Source organism: Streptomyces sp. PKA51, from assembly GCF_057552455.1.
The window spans coordinates 226,718-245,897 of record NZ_BAAJPZ010000004.1 but is presented as its reverse complement, the minus strand read 5'-3'; the positions used below and the strand labels follow the sequence as shown (position 1 = coordinate 245,897).

Here is a 19,180-nt window from a genome sequence, read left to right as displayed (position 1 = left end):
CGCCGGACTGTGGGCACAATTGTCTTGGCTGTGGACAGCGTGCAACGGATGGGGAGGCAGGAACGACGGTGGCGGAACGGAGCACGGCTGCCGTCGACGTGGCTGGCAACAGCGGCGACCAGCCGCTGACCGCCCAGGCGGGCCCGGCCACGGCCGACGAGGCGAAGGCCCAGAAGAAGGCCAGCACCCACCAGGACCCCACGCGCGCGGAGAGCAAAAGCCCCGCGCGCGACGCACAGCAGCCCGAGCTGCACAGCGGTCACAAGCTCGCCAGAAGGTACCGCCTGGAGGAGTGCGTCACCCGTCTGGAGGGATTCAGCAGCTGGCGTGCCGTCGACGAGAAGCTGCGCCGCGCCGTCGGGGTCCACCTCCTGCCCGCCGACCACCCCCGGGCCCGGCCCGTCCTCGCCGCCGCCCGCTCCGCAGCCCTGCTCGGCGACCCCCGCTTCGTCCAGGTCCTCGACGCCGTCGAGGAGAACGACCTCGTCTACGTGGTTCACGAGTGGCTCCCCGACGCCACCGAGCTGACTCCCGTCCTCGCCTCCGGCCCGCTCGAACCGCACGAGGCGTACCAGCTCGTCAGCCAGGTGTCCCAGGCCATGGCCGCCGCCCACCGCGAGGGCCTCGCCCACCTGCGTCTCAACCCCGGGTCCGTGCTGCGTACGGCGACCGGGCAGTACCGCATCCGCGGCCTGGCCGTCATGGCCGCCCTGCGCGGCATCACCTCCGAACACCCGCAGCGCACCGACACCGAGGCCATCGGCGCCCTGCTGTACGCGGCGCTCACCCAGCGCTGGCCCTACGAGGGCAACGCCCACGGGCTGCCCGGCCTGCCCAAGGGCGTCGGCCTCATCGCCCCCGACCAGGTCCGCGCCGGCGTCCACCGCGGGCTGTCGGAGCTCGCCATGCGGGCTCTGGTCAACGACGGCGCCACCGCCTCCCGGCAGGAGCCGCCGTGCACCACGCCGGAGGAGCTGGCCAAGGCGGTCGCCGCGATGCCGCGCATCCGGCCGCCGGAGCCCGACTTCACGACCCCGCCCCCCTACCCGCGCGCCCACGCCGCGGCGCGCGGCGCCGTACCGGCCCCGCCGGTGCCCGTGCCCCCGCCCCCGCTGGAGGGCCGCACCGGGCGGGCCCTGAAGTGGACGGTCTCCGCCCTGCTCATCGCCGCCCTCGGCCTGGGCAGCTGGCAGCTGGCGGACACCCTGCTCAAGGACGGCGAGGAGGACACCCCGCGCTCGCAGTCGTCGGGCGACGACACCCCGGAGAAGACACCGCGGCCTCTCCAGATCCAGGGAGCCAAGGAGTACGCACCGGACGGGCTGCCCCAGCAGAGCGACCATGTGCGGCAGACGTACGACAACGACCCGAGCACGTACTGGCGCACCAGGACCTTCAACGACGGGCCGAAGCTCGCTCCGTTCAAGGAAGGCGTCGGCATCGTCTACGACCTGGGGGACAACCAGGACCTCAACGGCGCGACGGTCCAGTTCCGCTACGGCGGGAACCACACGAAGCTGTCGCTCTACGCCGTCGATTCCCTGAGCCCCGCCAAGAAGCCGCGCGCCATGAAACCGGTGGCCACGGGACAGACGTCGGAGAAGACGGTGACGGTCTCGCTCAAGGAGCCCGTCAAGACCCGGTACGTCCTGGTCTGGGTCACGGACGTGCCCCTGGCCCCGGCCGACTCGGAGACCTTCACCGACCCCGGCTACAAACAGGCCATCACCGAAGTGCGATTCACCGGCTGACCGTCAGGTCGCGTCGGTCAGGGGGAGGGCTCGACGGTGGACGACGTCGCTCGGGACGGCGCAAGCGATGCCGAGCTCCTGGCCCTGCACGTCGACGGGGACCCCGATGCCTTCGCCGAGATCGTGCGCCGGCACCGCGACCGGCTCTGGGCCATCGCGCTGCGCACCCTCGGGGACAGGGAAGAGGCCGCCGACGCCGTGCAGGATGCCCTGGTCTCCGCCTACCGCGCCGCCCACACCTTCCGCGGCCAGTCCGCGGTGACCACCTGGCTCCACCGGATCACGGTCAACGCCTGCCTGGACCGCGCCCGCAAGGCCGCCTCCCGGCGCACCGCGCCGCTCGCCGAGACCGAGCGCCTGGAGCAGCTCCTCGAACCGCACGAGTCGGCCGCCGCGCCGGCCGAGCGCGGGGATCTGCATCGTGAGCTGATCCGGGCCCTGGCGAAGCTGCCGCCGGACCAGCGCGCCGCCCTGGTCCTCGTCGACATGCAGGGGTATCCCGTGGCGGAGGCGGCCGCCGTCCTGGGGGTGCCGCCCGGAACCGTGAAGAGCAGATGCGCCCGGGGCCGGGCGCGGCTGCTGCCGATGCTCACCCATCTGCGCCACGACGGCATGGGTAGCGCCTCCGCCGGGAGGGAAAGGAACCGGTCGCAGGGCGCATCCGTCCCACCACCGGCGGGGCAGAACGACTCGGATCCAGTGAAGGGCGGAGGTGGGCGAGCGTGACCAGGACCGGCACGGATGGGCACCCGGAGGTCGCGGAGATCTCCGCGCTCACCGAGGGAATCCTGTCCCCGTCCCGTACGGCGGACGTCCGGGAGCACCTGGCCGACTGCGCCGTCTGCGAGGACGTCCACAGCTCCCTGACGGAGATCAAGGACCTGCTGGGCACGCTGCCCGGCCCGACCCGGATGCCCGTGGACGTCGCCGAACGGATCGATGCGGCGCTGGCCGCCGAGGCCCTGCTCGATGCCACCACGCCGGGAGCGGTCTCCGTCGTTTCACGTGAAACAGCGGAGGACATCGACAGCCCCGCACCCGTTTCACGTGAAACGGCCGAGCACCGCTCCCGTCCACGCCCCCGAACCGTCACCGGACCGGGTCGCCAGGCACCCGCTGCCTCCGGCCCCGGCACGCGGCGCCCCCGGCGCTGGTCCCGGGCCCTGCTGGGGGCGGCCTGCGCCGCGGCCGTGATCGGTGTGGGCAGCTTCTTCCTGCAGTCCGGACAGGACGCCGATCAGCACGCCGACGGACCGGCCTCCGGCAGCAGCCAGGCCACCCTGTCGCCGCTTGCCGCGGACGACCTCTCCGCCAGGGTGGCGAGCCTGCTCCACCAGCCCTTCAAGGCTCCGGACGGCCAGAGTGCCGGTGCCCAGGGAATCAGCCCCCGGACCTCCACCGACGGCGCCCCGACCACATCGGCGACCGTGGAGCCGCCGTGCGTCCGCCAGGGCATCGGCCGCTCCGAGCCGGCGCTCGCCGCGCACCGGGAGACGTACCACGGGCAGGACGCGTACCTGGTCGTGCTGCCGCACCCGGGCGACGCACAGCTCGTCGATGCCTATGTGGTGGCGGCCTCGTGCGAGACCGCGTCCGCCCCGGCTCCGGGGGACGTCCTGCGGAAGGTGACCCTGCCGCGCAGCTGAGGGTGGCGTGCCGCGCTGTCGTCCACGCCGGGAATGCTCGCCCCGTAGGATCCGTTGGGTGGGGTGAGACCCAGCAAGGACCCATACAGCTGTCGGCAGACAAGGAAGACACCCGTGAGCGACGTCCGCAACGTGATCATCATTGGCTCCGGGCCTGCGGGCTACACGGCCGCGCTCTACACCGCCCGCGCCTCCCTGAAGCCTCTGGTCTTCGAGGGCGCCGTCACCGCCGGTGGTGCGCTGATGAACACCACCGACGTGGAGAACTTCCCGGGATTCCGTGAGGGGATCATGGGCCCGGACCTCATGGACAACATGCGGGCCCAGGCCGAGCGCTTCGGCGCCGAGCTGATCCCGGACGATGTCGTCGCCGTCGACCTCAGCGACGAGATCAAGACCGTGACGGACTCGGCGGGCACCGTCCACCGCGCCAAGGCCGTGATCGTGACGACCGGCTCCCAGCACCGCAAGCTGGGCCTGCCTCGCGAGGACGAGCTCTCCGGCCGCGGTGTCTCCTGGTGTGCCACCTGCGACGGCTTCTTCTTCAAGGACCAGGACATCGTCGTCGTCGGCGGTGGCGACACCGCGATGGAGGAGGCCACCTTCCTCTCGCGCTTCGCCAAGTCGGTCACCATCGTGCACCGCCGGGACACCCTGCGGGCCAGCAAGGCGATGCAGGAGCGCGCCTTCGCCGACCCGAAGATCCGCTTCATCTGGGACAGCGAGGTCGCCGAGATCCACGGCGAGAGCAAGCTGTCCGGGCTGACGCTGCGCAACCTCAAGACCGGCGAGACCTCCGAGCTGCCGGTGACGGGCCTGTTCATCGCCATCGGCCACGACCCGCGCACCGAGCTGTTCAAGGGCCAGCTGGAGCTGGACGACGAGGGCTACCTCAAGGTGGAAGCCCCCTCGACCCGCACCAACCTCACGGGTGTGTTCGCCGCGGGTGACGTGGTCGACCACACCTACCGTCAGGCGATCACCGCCGCCGGCACCGGGTGCTCCGCGGCACTCGACGCCGAGCGTTTCCTCGCTTCCCTCACGGACAGCGAGAAGGTCCGGGAGCCCGAGAAGACCCCCTGATCCACCCCACCCCCCACCCCACGCAGAAAGACCCAAGGAGACCTCAGTGGCTCTCAAGAACGTGACCGACGCTTCCTTCGACGAGGACGTCCTCAAGAGCGACAAGCCCGTCCTGGTGGACTTCTGGGCCGCGTGGTGCGGCCCGTGCCGCCAGATCGCCCCGTCGCTGGAGGCCATCGCCTCCGAGTACGGCGAGAAGATCGAGATCGTCAAGCTGAACATCGACGAGAACCCCCAGACCGCCGCCAAGTACGGCGTCATGTCGATCCCCACCCTGAACGTCTACAAGGGTGGCGAGGTCGTGCAGACCATCGTCGGTGCCAAGCCGAAGGCGGCGCTGGAGCGCGAGCTCTCCAGCTTCATCCACGCGTAAGCTGCGCGCTGTTTCACGTGAAACGGGACCGCCCCTGAGGGGGCGGTCCCGTTCTCGTATGACCTCGTACTTACAGGGGTCGCAGTGCGGGCTCCTTCTGCACGGCGCCCAGCAGCCGGTCCAGCGCCAGCTCGACGTCCTCCCGCCACGACAGAGCGGTGCGCAGCTCCAGCCGGAGCCGGGGATAGCGCAGATGCGGCCGTACGGTCTTGAAGCCCACCGCCAGCAGGTGGTCGGCGGGCAGGACACAGGCCGGGTCCTTCCACTGGGCATCACCGAACGCCTCGATCGCCTTGAAGCCCCGCCTGAGCACATCCTTGGCGACGGTCTGCACCATGACCCGGCCCAGGCCCTGGCCCTGGTAGGCGGGCATCAGCCAGGCGGTCATCAGCTGCACCGCATCCGCGGCGACAGGGCTGGTGGGAAAGGCGGTCGAGCGCGGCACATAGGCCGGGGGAGCGTAGAGCACAAAGCCGACGGGCACGTCGTCCACATAGACCACCCGGCCGCAGGAACCCCATTCCAGGAGCACGGCGGAGATCCAGGCTTCCTTCTCCAGCTCGGGGCGACCGGCTCTCAGCGCGGCTTCGCCGCTGACGGGGTCCAACTCCCAGAAGACGCAGGCGCGGCAGCGCTGGGGCAGGTCCGGGAGGTTGTCCAGCGTGAGCGGTACGAGCCGACGCCCCATGCAGCCAGTTCCTCACTTCCGTCGTCTGCCACGCTCCGGGCGGCGCTCAGTGCGCTGCGTTCCCTCAGGAAGCTGCCGACGAAACCGCCGACTGCCCCCAGGCCCAAGCCTGCCGCCACCAGCCCGGTCCGGCTCACCGATCGCATGGCCCCGCCCCTCCGTGAACCGTGTCCAACGTGGATGTGCCATACCTCAACGCATCGTAGCTCCAGCCCGATTGAGCGGACAGCGCGACAAGGCAAAGGGCGGGTGTGTTGCACGCAAACGTTCCACGTGAAACACACCCGCCCATCAGCGAGCGTCGGTCGGGGCGCCCTACTCGGCAGCCTCGTCCTCGCCGGTGGAGAGCCGCTGCTCCAGGACGCGGCCCTCGCCGGGCGCGAGCGTTCCCAGGATGCGCTCCAGGTCCTCCATCGAGGCGAACTCGACGACGATCTTCCCCTTCTTCTGACCGAGGTCGACCTTCACCCGGGTCTCGAAGCGGTCGGACAGCCGGGAGGCGAGATCGCTCAGCGCGGGGGACACCCGGCCGCCGGCCCGGGGCCCCTTGGCCCGTGCGTTCTTGGGCCGTGAGCCCATCAGGGTCACGATCTCCTCGACCGACCGCACCGACAGCCCTTCGGCGACGATGCGCCGGGCCAGCTCGTCCTGCGCCTCGGGGTCGTCCACCGAGAGCAGCGCCCGGGCGTGGCCGGCGGAGAGCACGCCCGCGGCCACCCGCTTCTGGACGGCCGGCGAGAGCTTCAGCAGACGCAGGGTGTTGGACACCTGGGGACGGGAGCGCCCGATGCGGTCCGCGAGCTCGTCATGCGTGCAGTTGAAGTCCTTGAGCAGCTGGTCGTAGGCGGCCGCCTCTTCCAGCGGGTTCAGCTGGGCCCGGTGGAGGTTCTCCAGCAGCGCGTCCAGCAGCAGCTTCTCGTCCTCGGTGGCCCGGACGATGGCGGGGATCCGCTCCAGGCCGGCCTCCCGGCAGGCCCGCCAGCGGCGCTCCCCCATGATGAGCTCGTACCGACCCGCACCCAGCTGCCGGACGACCACCGGCTGGAGCAGACCGACCTCGCGAATCGATGCGACCAGCTCGGCCAGGGCGTCCGGGTCGAAGACCTCGCGCGGCTGGCGCGGGTTGGGCGTGATGGAGTCCAGCGGCAGCTCGGCGAAGTGGGCACCGGCCGGGCTCACGCCATCCGTTTCACGTGAAACGGCGTCCGCATCGGCGTCGTAGCCCCCCGGCTCGCGCAGAGTGTCCTGGGAGGGGGCGTCCTCCACCGCAAGCGTGGCAACCTTCGCCGCGGCAACCCCCCGCTCGGGAGTCAGCACCGGCACCGCGGTCGGGGACGTGACCCCGGCCCCCACGATCGGTCCCCCCGTCTCCCCTCCCTTCGGCGCCGGCGGGATCAGCGCACCGAGCCCCCGGCCCAGTCCTCTACGTCGCTCACTCACTGAAGCCCCTCCGACATGCTGTGCTGTTCGTGCTGTTGCTGGCGGCCCACCATGTGGGCCCTGCTGCCGTCGTAGTGCACCCCGACCCCCCGCAGTGCGATCTCCCGGGCAGCCTCCAGGTAGGACAGCGCACCGCTCGAGCTCGGGTCGTAGGTCAGAACCGTCTGCCCATAGCTGGGCGCCTCGGAGATGCGCACCGAACGCGGGATGCTGGTGCGCAGGACCTCGTGCCCGAAGTGGCTGCGCACCTCCTCGGCCACCTGGGAAGCGAGCCTCGTCCGGCCGTCGTACATCGTCAGCAGGATCGTGGAGACATGGAGCTTGGGGTTCAGGTGCCCCCGCACCAGCTCGACGTTGCGCAGCAGCTGCCCCAGGCCCTCCAGCGCGTAGTACTCGCACTGGATGGGGATCAGCACCTCTGCGCCGGCCACCAGGGCGTTCACCGTGAGCAGGCCGAGCGAGGGCGGGCAGTCGATGAGGATGTAGTCCAGCGGCTGCTCGTACGCCTTGATGGCCCGGTCCAGCCGGCTCTCCCGCGCCACGAGCGAGACCAGCTCGATCTCCGCGCCGGCCAGGTCGATGGTGGCGGGGGCACAGAAGAGGCCCTCCACGTCGCGCACGGGCTGCACCACGTCGGACAGCTGCTTGCTGTCCACGAGGACGTCATAGATCGACGGCACCTCGGCATGGTGGTCGATGCCCAGCGCGGTGGAGGCATTGCCCTGCGGGTCGAGGTCGATGACCAGCACCCGGTTGCCGTGCAGCGCCAAGGAGGCGGCCAGATTCACGGTGGTCGTGGTCTTGCCGACGCCGCCCTTCTGGTTGGCGACGACCATCACCCGGGTGCGCTCCGGCCGGGGCATGGGGGGCGGCGGCGTTTCACGTGAAACGAGCTCGCCCATGGGCATGGCTCCATGAGCGGCCGTCGATGGGGAGTCGGAGGGGCGGGGACCGGGGACCGGGTCGGTCATCGGTCCCCCACGATTGGCGTCGGACCGCAAGGATTCACTCTCCTCGACTTCAGGCTCGCGATGCACAGAGCCTGCCATGCTTTCGGGGTCATGAACCAGCGAGGCCCGTTCTCCTGTGGATGAATCCCCCGGGCCTGTGGATGAAGCCCTGCCCTCACAGTCCACAGCCTCGACCGCGTGGCGGTCACGCGTTGCCGCGGCGGCACGACCTCGACCGATGATTCCCTGCAGCAGCGAGCGATGTTTCACGTGAAACACGATGCATGGCACACGTCGCTACACCGGCGCGACACTCCGTGACGAGTCGTCTTGCCAGCTTGTATGGAGCATTCGCCGCCCCGCAGGGCGGCGGCACCGGAAAAGCACGTGCGCCGGAAAATCAGCGCTCCGGGGCTCAGCGGCGGCGGCGTGCCCGGGTGGACCGGGCGGCCTTCGCCCTCTTGGCGGCGAAGCGCACCCCACCGGGGCTCTCTCCCACCTCGACCCGCACCAGCGTGGACAGGGGGTCGACGACGCCCTCGCCGACGTGCAGCACCGAGGTCCGTACGACCCCCAGCTTGCTGAGCGCGGCCCGTGCGGCCTTGAGCTCCTCCTCGGCCGTGTCCCCCTTGAGGGCCAGCATCTCGCCGTACGGCCGCAGCAGAGGGACGCCCCAGCCCGCCAGCCGGTCCAGGGGTGCCACGGCACGGGCGGTGACCACGTGCACGGGGTCGATCTTGCCCAGCATCTCCTCCGCCCGGCCACGGACCACGGTCACATGGTCCAGGCCCAGCAGCTCGACGACCTCCTGCAGGAACGTCGTCCGCCGCAGCAGCGGCTCCAGCAGGGTGATCTGCAGGTCGGGACGGACGAGGGCCAGCGGGATGCCCGGCAGCCCGGCCCCGGAGCCCACGTCGCACACGGACACGCCGTCCGGCACGGCCTCGGCGAGGACCGCGCAGTTCAGCAGGTGCCGCTCCCACAGCCGGGGCACCTCACGGGGACCGATCAGGCCCCGCTTGACGCCCGCGTCCGCGAGCAGCTCCGCGTAACGGACGGCCTCCGGAAAGCGGTCACCGAAAACCGCCCGCGCCGCCTCGGGCGCCGGGGGGAGCTCCGCTGCCTCTTCCACGGGGACCGTCCTTCCGTACAACATCGTTCGTCTGGGGATACGGGCTGGGATTCAGGCCGGCCCCGCCTGCCGGGCAGACGGGGCCGTGCACACCTGAGGGCGTGAGTGGGTCAGGCGGGCAGGACGACCACTCGGCGCTGGGGCTCCTCGCCCTCCGACTCGCTGCGCAGCCCCGCCGCGGCCACCGCGTCGTGGACGACCTTGCGCTCGAAGGGGGTCATCGGGTCCAGCTTGACCGGCTGACCGGTGCTCCGGGCCTCCTGGGCGGCCTTGGCGCCCAGCCCGGCCAGCTCCTCGCGCTTGCGCGCGCGGTAGCCGGCGATGTCGAGCATCAGGCGGCTGCGGTCCCCGGTCTCCCGGTTCACCGCGAGACGGGTGAGCTCCTGGAGGGCTTCGAGCACCTCGCCGTCCCGGCCGACGAGCTTCTGCAGGTCACGGCTGGTGGTGTCGCTGATGATCGACACCGAGGCGCGGTCGGCCTCGACGTCCATGTCGATGTCGCCGTCGAGGTCGGCGATGTCCAGCAGGCCCTCGAGGTAGTCGGCCGCGATCTCGCCCTCCTGCTCCAGGCGGGAGAGGGTGTCGGTGGTGCCCTCAGCGGCGGTCTGGGGCTGCGTCTCCGTCACGGTGGACTCCTTCATCACTTCTTCGAGGGGTGCTTGGGCCGCTGCGGGCCGCCCTTGCGCTGACCGGACTTGCCGCGGGCCGAGCCGCCGGCCTGCTTGCCCTTGCCGGCACCGGGCTCCTCGGGCTTCTCGAGGGAGGTCTGCTCGCCGTTGCCCGCGGTGGCCCGGGCGTGACCGGTGGTGCCGGCCGTGCCGGCCGTGCCGGTCGCGCCGGTGGCACCGGCGCCCTGGCGCTTGGCCTTGGTCTGCCGCTTGGGCTGCTGGCGGGACGCACGCGCCGCCTCGGCGGCCTGGCGGGCCTCGACCTCGGCCGGGTCCTCCTTGAGCTTGCCCTTGGCGCGCAGGCGCTCCTGGCGCTGCTTGAAGGCGAGGCTGCCGGGGGTGGGGTTGCGGCGGATCACGAACATCTGCTGGCCGAGCGTCCACACGTTGGTGGTCAGCCAGTAGACCAGGACACCGACCGGGAAGTTGATGCCGAAGACGGCGAACATGATCGGGAAGACGTACATCAGCATCTTCTGCTGCTGCATGAACGGCGTCTTCACCGTGAGGTCGACGTTCTTCGTCATCAGCTGGCGCTGCGTGTAGAACTGCGACAGCGACATCAGCACGATCATGATGACCGTGACGACGCGAACGTCGGTGAGCGTGGCGCCCAGGGACTCGACCTTGCCGGCGCTGTCCATGAACTTGGACGCGATCGGAGCACCGAAGATGTGCGCCTTACGGGCGCTGTCCACCAGGGCCTGGTCCATCACGCCGACGGTCCGGCCGCCGGCGATGTGGTTCAGCACCTGGTACAGAGAGATGAAGAACGGCGACTGGGCCAGGATGGGGAAGCAGCTGGAGAGCGGGTTGGTGCCCGACTCCTTGTAGAGCTTCATCATCTCTTCGGACTGGCGCTGCCGGTCGCTCTTGTAGCGCTCCTGGATCGCCTTCATCTTCGGCTGGAGCGCCTGCATGTTCCGCGTGGCCTTGATCTGCTTCACGAAGAGCGGGATCAGGCAGATGCGGATCAGCACCACCAGCGAGACGATGGACAGACCCCACGCCGCTCCACTGTCCTTGTTGAAGATCAGGCTGTAGAACGAGTGGAACTGGACGATGATCCAGGAAACTGCGTCATAGAGAGGACCGAGGATCGTGTCCACGAATCAGGCTCCTTGGGCGTTGGGCTGAGTCTCGGGCTGTGCGGCGGCCACCGTGGCGGGGTGTCCGCCCAGTCGGCTCCTCAGCCGCTGGTGCCAGACCGGACGCTTCCGGGGAGGAACGTGGTCGACGCCACCGAGCGACCACGGGTTGCAGCGCACGATGCGCCAGGCGGTCAGTACCGATCCCTTGATCGCGCCGTGCACGTCGATGGCCGTGTAGCCGTAGTGCGAGCACGAGGGGTAGTACTTGCAGACCGGGCCCAACAAGGGGCTGATGGTCCACTGGTAGATCTTGATCAGCCAGAGCAGCGGGTACTTCACCGTGCGCTCCCTCCCGGGTGACCGGGGTTCCGGGGGTCACCCCCCGGGGGATTGCTTCGCGGCGCCCTCCCCTTGGCTCCGCCGGGGGTGCCCCCGCCCAGAAGCCGCTGCAGCGCTGCGTCGAGGTCGCCGGCCAGCTGTCCGTAGTCGGCCTCGCCCGCGCCGGGCAGGGCTCTCACCACCACCAGGCTACCGGCGGGCAGCCGATCCAGCCGTTCGCGCACCAGGTGGCGCAGCCTGCGTTTGACCAGGTTGCGCACCACGGCGCCGCCGACGGCCTTGCTCACGACGAAACCCGCACGCACCGGGGGGACGATTCCCCCAGGTGGGTGCGGGTCCGTGGTACCGCTGCGGAAGTGGACGACGAGGAGCGGGCGGCCGGCCCTGCGTCCCCGGCGAACCGCGGTCGCGAAGTCCTCGCGCCGCCTCAGCCGGGACTCGGAAGGCAGCACGTCATGGACCTTGACGTCGTGGCTGCTCAGGCCGACAGGCGGGCGCGACCCTTGCTACGGCGGGACGCGAGGATCGCGCGGCCGGCGCGGGTGCGCATGCGCAGGCGGAAGCCGTGGGTCTTCGCGCGACGGCGGTTGTTCGGCTGGAAGGTGCGCTTGCTCACTCGGGGACTCCAGAAATGAATCGTGTGATGGCGGTACATCGCCTGGCTGTCACCGTGCGCCCACGAGTAGCTCGCAAGTGCGCCCAAGTGCACCGCTTCATGACCACGAACTCGGCAAGAATCCCGGGGAGAGAACCCGACGAGATCGCGACCTTTGCCCATCGGAGGCAGGCGGCAGCAGCCATCGACAACTCGACCTGGTCACGGTACGCGTGGTTACGCCATCCGGTCAAACCGGCAGCGCATCACCTGTTTCGTCGCCCACCACCGTAGCCTCCGGACGACCGGGAGGACGGCAGGCGCCACCGCATGGCACATTTGTACACACCCTGTGGACAACGACTTGAACCACGTACCTCGCCCTGACTACCGTGACTGAACTCCGAATCCTTCCCGCCCGTCCCGAGAACCACACATTCGTGGGACTCCAGGGCACCCCCTGTGACTGAGAGAGCGTGCCCTGTGGCTGACCTGCCCGCCGATCTTGCCGCAGTGTGGCCGCGCGTGCTCGAACAGCTCCTCGGTGAGGGGCGCGGCCAAGGCGTGGAGACCAAGGACGAGCACTGGATCAGGCGCTGCCAGCCCCTGGCGCTGGTGGCGGACACCGCCCTGCTCGCGGTGCCCAACGAATTCGCCAAGGGCGTCCTGGAGGGCCGGCTCGCGCCGATCGTCAGCGAGACCCTCAGCCGCGAGTGCGGCCGCCCCATCCGGATCGCGATCACCGTCGACGACTCCGCCGGCGAGCCCCCGGCCCCCCAGCCCCAGGAGCGCCCGCAGCCGCGTCCGCACGCGCCGGGCCCCGCCCAGGAGGGCTACGAGGGCTACCCGGGCCGGCCCGGCGACGACCTGCCGAGCGTGCGCCCCGCCTACCCGGACTACCAGCACCGCTCCGCCGACCAGCCGGGGGCCTGGCCGCGCCACTCGGCGCCCTCCGGCCCGGTCGGCGGCGAGCGCGGCGAGCGCCCGGGCGGCCGGTCCGAGCGCGGCGACCGCGACGACCGGGGCGACTACGGCTGGCAGCAGCCGCGCCTGGGCGCCTTCGGCGAGACGGAGCGCGATCCCTACGCCTCGCCCTACGAACAGCAGTCGGAGTACCGCTCCCCGGCGCAGAACGGCCGCTCGTCGTACGAGCGCCCGCGCCACGACCTGCCCGAGGGGCCGCCGTCCCGCGGCGGTGCCGGGGGCCACACGGAGCGGCCCTCCTCCTCGGTGCCGCCGCTGCCGTCCGCCGGAGGCGGATCGTCCACCGGTACGGGATCGGGCCCCGGTGCGGGCGAGCCGACGGCCCGGCTGAACCCGAAGTACCTCTTCGACACCTTCGTCATCGGTGCGTCCAACCGCTTCGCCCACGCCGCCGCGGTCGCGGTGGCCGAGGCGCCGGCCAAGGCGTACAACCCGCTGTTCATCTACGGCGAGTCCGGGCTCGGCAAGACGCACCTGCTGCACGCCATCGGGCACTACGCCCGCAGCCTCTACCCGGGCACGCGGGTGCGCTACGTGAGCTCCGAGGAGTTCACCAACGAGTTCATCAACTCCATCCGCGACGGCAAGGCGGACGCGTTCCGCAAGCGCTACCGCGACATGGACATCCTGCTGGTCGACGACATCCAGTTCCTGGCGAGCAAGGAGTCGACGCAGGAGGAGTTCTTCCACACCTTCAACACCCTGCACAACGCGAACAAGCAGATCGTGCTGTCCTCCGACCGGCCGCCCAAGCAGCTGGTCACCCTGGAGGACCGGCTGCGCAACCGCTTCGAGTGGGGCCTGATCACCGACGTGCAGCCGCCGGAGCTGGAGACGCGTATCGCGATCCTGCGCAAGAAGGCGGTCCAGGAGCAGCTGAACGCTCCGCCGGAGGTGCTCGAGTTCATCGCCTCCCGCATCTCGCGCAACATCCGCGAGCTGGAGGGCGCGCTGATCCGCGTGACGGCCTTCGCCAGCCTGAACCGGCAGCCGGTGGACCTGGGCCTGACCGAGATCGTCCTGAAGGATCTGATCCCGGGCGGCGAGGACGCCTCCCCGGAGATCACCGCGACCGCGATCATGGCAGCCACCGCGGACTACTTCGGACACACCGTGGAGGACCTGTGCGGGGCCTCCCGCAGCCGGGTGCTGGTCACGGCCCGGCAGATCGCGATGTACCTGTGCCGGGAGCTCACCGACCTGTCGCTGCCCAAGATCGGCGCACAGTTCGGCGGCCGCGACCACACCACGGTGATGCACGCCGACCGCAAGATCCGCGCGCTGATGGCCGAGCGGCGCTCGATCTACAACCAGGTGACCGAGCTGACCAACCGCATCAAGAACGGCTGACGGACGCGGCCGGCGGCCGCCGTACGGACCCCTCCGAAGGGCGCTCCGGGCTTCCCGGGGCGCCCTTCGGCGTACCCGGCGCGGCTCCCGGTACGGCTCCCGGCGCGGCTGCCGGCACCCGGGACGGGCCGTCCACGGGGCCCCGTCGTCCCCAAGTGATCCCCAACCTGTTCGAATAGTGGCCCTGATCTGCGGGTTCTCCACAGATCGGCCCTCCGGCGGCCGTCCACACCCTGGGGAGGGCGAAGTTATCCAGACCCTGTCCACAGACCGGGCTGTTGATATGCCATCAGCAGCAGGTCAGCGGCGTGTGGATTTGTGGCAAAGCCCGCTCCACAGCCTGTGGACGACGAAGGGCGCCGCGACACGCCGGAACGTTGTCCACCGCCCGCCCACAGGAGGCGCGATGTTATACACAGCCTTTCCACACGGCTGTCCACTGTTCGGCAACGAAACGCCCGAGGTCACCGCCCCGAGTGAAAGGCATCACACCAACGAGGCGGGTTGGGCTGTGGGCAACATGGGTAAAGCTGGGGACAGTGCTGGGGAGAAGTGCGCCCTGCCTGTGCACCGGGTGTGCAGAACTTTCCCCGGTCCACAGCACCCCCCGGTTTTCCACCGCCCCCACCCACAGGCCCGGTGGACAAAAAATCCGGCCTGAGCTGGGCAAAGAAGGTTTTCCACGGTTTCCACAGGGCCTACTACTACGACCACAGAGATCTAGCGGGGAACTCGTTTCGAAGTGGGTCCTGTGCACAACTTCGCCTCGGGCCGCGCCACGCCCCGGGCCTCGACTTGACCGCCAGCCGCACCGACTGTCGGCGGCGTGCGTCAGACTGGTCTCCGGCAACTCGTGCCGACGAAGAAGCCAGCAGGGCGAGCCAGCGACTAGCAGGAGGCGGTTCCGGTGAAGATCCGGGTGGAGCGCGATGTACTCGCGGAGGCAGTGGCCTGGGCGGCCCGCAGCCTCCCGGCCCGTCCGCCGGTACCGGTGCTCGCGGGCCTGCTGCTGAAGGCCGAGGACGGCTCCCTGAGCCTGTCCGGCTTCGACTACGAGGTCTCGGCCCGCGTCTCCGTGGAAGCGGATGTGGAGGAGGACGGCACCGTCCTCGTCTCCGGCCGCCTGCTCGCCGACATCTGCCGCGCACTTCCCAACAGGCCTGTGGAGATCTCCACCGACGGTGTGCGCGTCACCGTGGTCTGCGGCTCCTCGCGATTCACACTCCACACCCTGCCTGTGGAGGAATACCCCGCCCTGCCCCAGATGCCGACCGCCACCGGCACCGTCCCCGGCGAGGTCTTCGCCTCCGCCGTCGCCCAGGTGGCCATCGCCGCCGGCCGTGACGACACCCTGCCGGTGCTCACCGGTGTGCGCATCGAGATCGAGGGCGAGACCGTCACCCTGGCCTCCACCGACCGCTACCGCTTCGCGGTGCGCGAGTTCCTGTGGAAGCCGGAGACCCCCGACATCTCCGCGGTCGCCCTGGTGCCCGCCAAGACGCTGCTGGACACCGCCAAGTCGCTCAGCGGCGGCGAGACGGTGTCGCTGGCGCTGTCCGGCGAGGGCAAGGGCGAGGGCCTGATCGGCTTCGAGGGCGCCGGCCGCCGTACGACCACCCGTCTGCTCGAGGGCGACCTGCCGAAGTACCGCACGCTCTTCCCGACCGAGTTCAACTCCGTCGCCGTGATCGAGACCGCGCCCTTCGTGGAGGCCGTCAAGCGTGTCTCCCTCGTGGCCGAGCGCAACACCCCCGTGCGGCTGAGCTTCGAGCAGGGCGTGCTGATCCTGGAGGCCGGCTCCAGCGACGACGCACAGGCTGTGGAAAGGGTCGACGCCCAGCTCGACGGCGACGACATCTCGATCGCGTTCAACCCCGGCTTCCTGCTGGAGGGCCTGTCCGCCATCGACTCCCCGGTCGCCCAGCTGTCCTTCACCACGTCGACGAAGCCGGCGCTGCTCAGCGGCAAGCCGGCGATCGACGCGGAGGCGGACGACGCGTACAAGTACCTGATCATGCCGGTGCGCCTGTCCGGCTGACGCCGGCTTCCGCCGGGAGCGGGGACACTGCGGGCCCGTCGTGGCCGATCGCGCAGTTCCCCGCGCCCCTGCGGGGCGCCCCCTGGGGCGTGACCCGTTTGAGCGGTGCGACCCCACAGGTGTGCGTGCGGGCCCGGGCGTAGGCTCGGACCGTACCCCTGGTACGTATCGCACGACTACGGCAAAGAGGATCACCCATGGAGCTCGGTCTCGTCGGTCTCGGCAAGATGGGCGGCAACATGCGCGAGCGCATCCGTCGCGCAGGCCACACCGTCATCGGATACGACCGCAACCCGGACCTCGCGGATGTCCACAGCCTGCGTGAGCTTGTGGATTCCCTCCAGGGTCCGCGCGTGGTGTGGGTCATGGTGCCGGCCGGTGCCGCGACGCAGTCCACGATCGACGAGCTCGCCGAGCTGCTGTCCCCCGGCGACGTCGTGGTCGACGGCGGCAACTCCCGCTGGACCGACGACGAGAAGCACGCCGAGGAGCTGGCGGCCAAGGGCATCGGCTTCGTCGACTGCGGTGTCTCCGGCGGCGTGTGGGGCCTGGAGAACGGCTATGCGCTGATGTACGGCGGCGACGCCGAGCACGTGGCCAAGGTGCAGCCGGTCTTCGACGCGCTCAAGCCCGAGGGCGACTTCGGTTCCGTCCACGCCGGCAAGGTCGGTGCGGGCCACTTCGCGAAGATGGTCCACAACGGCATCGAGTACGCGATGATGCAGGCCTTCGCCGAGGGCTGGGAGCTGCTGGAGGCCGTGGACTCGGTGACCGACGTCCGCGAGGTCTTCCGCTCCTGGCAGGAGGGCACGGTCATCCGTTCCTGGCTGCTCGACCTGGCCGTGCGGGCCCTGGACGACGACGAGCACCTGGAGAAGCTGCGCGGCTTCGCGGCCGACTCCGGCGAGGGTCGCTGGACGGTCGAGGCCGCGATCGACAACGCGGTCCCGCTGCCGGCGATCACCGCGTCGCTGTTCGCGCGGTTCGCCTCCCGCCAGGACGACTCGCCGCAGATGAAGATGATCGCGGCGCTGCGCAACCAGTTCGGCGGCCACGCGGTCGAGTCGAAGTAACACCGAGCACTACAGCAACACCCAGCAGCCGGGGGAGGTCGGCGCGCACCCATGCACGTCACGCATCTGTCGCTGGCCGACTTCCGCTCGTACGCCCGGGCCGAGGTCCCGCTCGACCCGGGCGTCACCGCCTTCGTGGGCCCCAACGGGCAGGGCAAGACCAACCTCGTCGAGGCCGTCGGCTATCTGGCCACCCTCGGCAGCCACCGGGTCTCCTCCGACGCCCCGCTGGTGCGCATGGGCGCGGACCGGGCGGTGATCCGGGCCGCCGTCGTGCAGGACGAGCGCCAGCAGCTGATCGAGCTGGAGCTCAACCCGGGCCGCGCCAACCGCGCCCGGATCAACCGTTCCTCCCAGGTCCGGCCGCGCGACGTGCTGGGCATCGTGCGCACGGTGCTCTTCGCCCCGGAGGACCTGGCCCTGGTCAAGGGCGACCCCGGCGAGCGGCGCCGGTTCCTCGACGAGCTGATCACCGCGCGCTCGCCACGCATGGCCGGCGTGCGCGCCGACTACGACCGGGTGCTCAAGCAGCGCAACACCCTGCTGAAGTCGGCCGCCATGGCCCGCCGGCACGGCGGCCGCTCCATGGACCTGTCCACCCTGGACGTGTGGGACCAGCACCTGGCCCGGGCCGGCGCCGAGCTGCTGGCCCGCCGCCTGGACCTGATATCCGCGCTGCGCCCGCTGGCCGACGCGGCCTACGAGCAGCTGGCGCCCGGCGGCGGCCCGGTCTCCTTCGACTACCGCGGCCCCGAGGGCCTCGCGGACGCCCACGACCGCGACGCGCTGTACGAGGTGCTGCTCGCCGCGCTCGGCGAGGTCCGCAAGCAGGAGATCGAGCGCGGGGTGACGCTGGTCGGCCCGCACCGCGACGAGCTGGTGCTGCGCCTGGGCCGGCTGCCGGCGAAGGGGTACGCGAGCCACGGCGAGTCCTGGTCGTACGCGCTGGCGCTGCGCCTGGCCTCGTACGAGCTGCTGCGCTCGGAGGGCAACGAGCCGGTGCTGGTGCTGGACGACGTCTTCGCCGAGCTGGACGCCCGCCGCCGGGAGCGGCTGGCGCAGATGGTCGCGCCCGGCGAGCAGGTGCTGGTGACCGCGGCGGTGGACGACGACGTGCCGGGCGTGCTGACCGGTGCCCGGTACGCGGTCTCGGAAGGCAGGGTCGAGCGCGCATGACCACTCCGGCCGAACAGCCCCGCAGGGGCACGGTGCCGCAGCCCGCCGGTGTGCCGCAGCCTTCCGGCGTGGATCTGGCGCGCGTGGCGTTGCGCGCGGCGAAGGAGCAGGCGCGGGCGCGGGGCAACGCCGTGCAGCAGAAGAAGCAGGCGCGCCGCGGCGGCCTGCGCTCCGGCGCGCGTGCCGACGGGCGTGACCCGCTGCCGCTGGGTGCCGCCATCAACCGGCTGATCACCGAGCGCGGCTGGGAGACGCCGGCCGCGGTGGGCGGGGTGATGGGCCGGTGGCCGCAGATGGTGGGCCCGGAGGTGGCGCTGCACTGCGAGCCGCTGAAGTACGACGAGGACGCCCGGGTGCTGACCGTCGGCTGCGACTCCACGGCCTGGGCGACGCAGCTGCGGCTGCTGGCGCCGACCCTGGTGGCCCGGCTGAACGCCGATCTGGGGCAGGGCACCGTGAAGCTGATCAAGGTCGTGGGGCCGGGCGGTCCCGGTCGCCGTTTCGGCCCGCTGCGCGCCCCCGGCAGCACCGGTCCGGGCGACACCTACGGCTGATCACCGGGGCGTACGGGGGCCCGGTTCGGGTGCGGTGGCGGGCCGTCGGTGAAGGGCGTGGCGCCCGAAGTGTCGTGGGACTGCGCCCACGGTAGCGCGCGGTTGACAGCCCGAAGCGCTGAGTGCCTCTGTGAGCCTCTCGGAGCCCGGGGTCCCATATAGGGAGTCGGCTGATGCCGGTTCAGGGCGGCACATGGGGACTCAGGCACCGCCAAACCCCCATTCATGTCAGCGCCCCCGGTACACTGG

General features: G+C 70.9%; 18 protein-coding genes and 1 pseudogene. 10 read left to right on the top strand and 9 right to left on the bottom strand.

Going from position 1 to position 19,180, the window contains the following annotated elements; all coding sequences use genetic code 11:
* The first annotated feature begins 68 nt into the window (after window positions 1-68).
* From AC27L3_RS08375 to trxA, 5 genes are all read left to right on the top strand, one after another.
* Window positions 69-1,751, top strand: a complete 1,683-nt coding sequence (locus AC27L3_RS08375; protein WP_487233356.1) for a protein kinase family protein — start codon at window positions 69-71, stop codon at window positions 1,749-1,751.
* A 36-nt stretch (window positions 1,752-1,787) separates the two neighbouring features.
* A complete protein-coding gene (gene sigM, locus AC27L3_RS08370; protein WP_365964981.1) occupies window positions 1,788-2,477 on the top strand; it encodes an RNA polymerase sigma factor SigM in 690 nt (229 codons plus the stop codon).
* Window positions 2,474-3,397, top strand: coding sequence for an anti-sigma factor (locus AC27L3_RS08365; RefSeq protein ID WP_487233355.1), 924 nt, complete (start codon window positions 2,474-2,476; stop codon window positions 3,395-3,397). Before sigM ends, AC27L3_RS08365 begins: the two co-directional genes overlap by 4 nt.
* Window positions 3,398-3,511: 114 nt before the next feature.
* On the top strand, window positions 3,512-4,480 hold the full coding sequence (gene trxB, locus AC27L3_RS08360; protein ID WP_344433012.1) for a thioredoxin-disulfide reductase: 969 nt from the start codon (window positions 3,512-3,514) through the stop codon (window positions 4,478-4,480).
* 46 nt (window positions 4,481-4,526) lie between these two features.
* A complete protein-coding gene (gene trxA, locus AC27L3_RS08355) occupies window positions 4,527-4,853 on the top strand; it encodes a thioredoxin (protein WP_487233354.1) in 327 nt (108 codons plus the stop codon).
* A 70-nt stretch (window positions 4,854-4,923) separates the two neighbouring features.
* Here trxA and AC27L3_RS08350 read toward each other — a convergent pair whose 3' ends face one another.
* The 9 genes and pseudogenes from AC27L3_RS08350 to rpmH form a co-directional block, all read right to left on the bottom strand.
* On the bottom strand, window positions 4,924-5,541 hold the full coding sequence (locus AC27L3_RS08350) for a GNAT family N-acetyltransferase (protein ID WP_487233353.1): 618 nt from the start codon (window positions 5,539-5,541) through the stop codon (window positions 4,924-4,926).
* A gap of 315 nt (window positions 5,542-5,856) precedes the next feature.
* Complete coding sequence (locus AC27L3_RS08345; protein ID WP_487233352.1) at window positions 5,857-6,981, bottom strand: ParB/RepB/Spo0J family partition protein; 1,125 nt, start codon at window positions 6,979-6,981, stop codon at window positions 5,857-5,859.
* Window positions 6,978-8,030 carry a ParA family protein gene (locus AC27L3_RS08340; protein WP_487233351.1) on the bottom strand — a complete coding sequence of 351 codons (1,053 nt, stop codon included), beginning with the start codon at window positions 8,028-8,030 and terminating at the stop codon, window positions 6,978-6,980. Before AC27L3_RS08340 ends, AC27L3_RS08345 begins: the two co-directional genes overlap by 4 nt.
* 316 nt (window positions 8,031-8,346) lie before the next feature.
* Window positions 8,347-9,087 carry a 16S rRNA (guanine(527)-N(7))-methyltransferase RsmG gene (gene rsmG, locus AC27L3_RS08335; RefSeq protein ID WP_344433007.1) on the bottom strand — a complete coding sequence of 247 codons (741 nt, stop codon included), beginning with the start codon at window positions 9,085-9,087 and terminating at the stop codon, window positions 8,347-8,349.
* Window positions 9,088-9,173: 86 nt separating this feature from the next.
* Entirely contained in the window at window positions 9,174-9,704 is a 531-nt protein-coding gene (locus AC27L3_RS08330; RefSeq protein ID WP_487233350.1) for a Jag family protein, read from the bottom strand.
* Window positions 9,704-10,840: a membrane protein insertase YidC gene (gene yidC, locus AC27L3_RS08325; protein ID WP_487233349.1), complete on the bottom strand. Its 1,137-nt coding sequence runs from the start codon at window positions 10,838-10,840 to the stop codon at window positions 9,704-9,706. Before yidC ends, AC27L3_RS08330 begins: the two co-directional genes overlap by 1 nt.
* Window positions 10,841-10,843: 3 nt before the next feature.
* Window positions 10,844-11,161 (bottom strand): membrane protein insertion efficiency factor YidD, encoded by a 318-nt coding sequence (yidD, locus tag AC27L3_RS08320; RefSeq protein ID WP_344433004.1) that lies wholly within the window; start codon window positions 11,159-11,161, stop codon window positions 10,844-10,846.
* A gap of 89 nt (window positions 11,162-11,250) precedes the next feature.
* Window positions 11,251-11,613 (bottom strand): annotated as a pseudogene (gene rnpA, locus AC27L3_RS08315) (ribonuclease P protein component); the annotation flags it as partial.
* 26 nt (window positions 11,614-11,639) lie between these two features.
* Entirely contained in the window at window positions 11,640-11,777 is a 138-nt protein-coding gene (rpmH, locus tag AC27L3_RS08310; RefSeq protein ID WP_003956500.1) for a 50S ribosomal protein L34, read from the bottom strand.
* 462 nt (window positions 11,778-12,239) lie between these two features.
* On the opposite strand from rpmH, the gene dnaA reads away from it, so the two are divergent.
* The 5 genes from dnaA (at window position 12,240) to AC27L3_RS08285 (ending at window position 18,931) form a co-directional block, all read left to right on the top strand.
* Entirely contained in the window at window positions 12,240-14,090 is a 1,851-nt protein-coding gene (gene dnaA / locus AC27L3_RS08305; RefSeq protein ID WP_487233348.1) for a chromosomal replication initiator protein DnaA, read from the top strand.
* A gap of 907 nt (window positions 14,091-14,997) precedes the next feature.
* A complete protein-coding gene (dnaN, locus tag AC27L3_RS08300) occupies window positions 14,998-16,128 on the top strand; it encodes a DNA polymerase III subunit beta (protein WP_344433002.1) in 1,131 nt (376 codons plus the stop codon).
* A 197-nt stretch (window positions 16,129-16,325) separates the two neighbouring features.
* Window positions 16,326-17,201, top strand: a complete 876-nt coding sequence (gene gnd / locus AC27L3_RS08295) for a phosphogluconate dehydrogenase (NAD(+)-dependent, decarboxylating) (protein WP_365964969.1) — start codon at window positions 16,326-16,328, stop codon at window positions 17,199-17,201.
* 51 nt (window positions 17,202-17,252) lie between these two features.
* Window positions 17,253-18,377 carry a DNA replication/repair protein RecF gene (gene recF / locus AC27L3_RS08290; RefSeq protein ID WP_487233347.1) on the top strand — a complete coding sequence of 375 codons (1,125 nt, stop codon included), beginning with the start codon at window positions 17,253-17,255 and terminating at the stop codon, window positions 18,375-18,377.
* A complete protein-coding gene (locus AC27L3_RS08285; RefSeq protein ID WP_487233346.1) occupies window positions 18,374-18,931 on the top strand; it encodes a DciA family protein in 558 nt (185 codons plus the stop codon). The genes recF and AC27L3_RS08285 overlap by 4 nt, the downstream gene beginning before the upstream one ends.
* Window positions 18,932-19,180 lie beyond the last annotated feature (249 nt).

What these genes read in the sequence shown, in the direction of transcription:
- AC27L3_RS08330 (WP_487233350.1), bottom strand. Translation starts at nt 9,704, where the DNA reads ATGAAGGAGTCCACCGTGACGGAGACGCAGCCCCAGACCGCCGCTGAG.
- AC27L3_RS08350 (WP_487233353.1), bottom strand. Translation starts at nt 5,541, where the DNA reads ATGGGGCGTCGGCTCGTACCGCTCACGCTGGACAACCTCCCGGACCTG.
- rsmG (WP_344433007.1), bottom strand. Translation starts at nt 9,087, where the DNA reads ATGTTGTACGGAAGGACGGTCCCCGTGGAAGAGGCAGCGGAGCTCCCC.
- recF (WP_487233347.1), top strand. Translation starts at nt 17,253, where the DNA reads ATGCACGTCACGCATCTGTCGCTGGCCGACTTCCGCTCGTACGCCCGG.
- AC27L3_RS08340 (WP_487233351.1), bottom strand. Translation starts at nt 8,030, where the DNA reads ATGGCAGGCTCTGTGCATCGCGAGCCTGAAGTCGAGGAGAGTGAATCC.
- gnd (WP_365964969.1), top strand. Translation starts at nt 16,326, where the DNA reads ATGGAGCTCGGTCTCGTCGGTCTCGGCAAGATGGGCGGCAACATGCGC.
- AC27L3_RS08285 (WP_487233346.1), top strand. Translation starts at nt 18,374, where the DNA reads ATGACCACTCCGGCCGAACAGCCCCGCAGGGGCACGGTGCCGCAGCCC.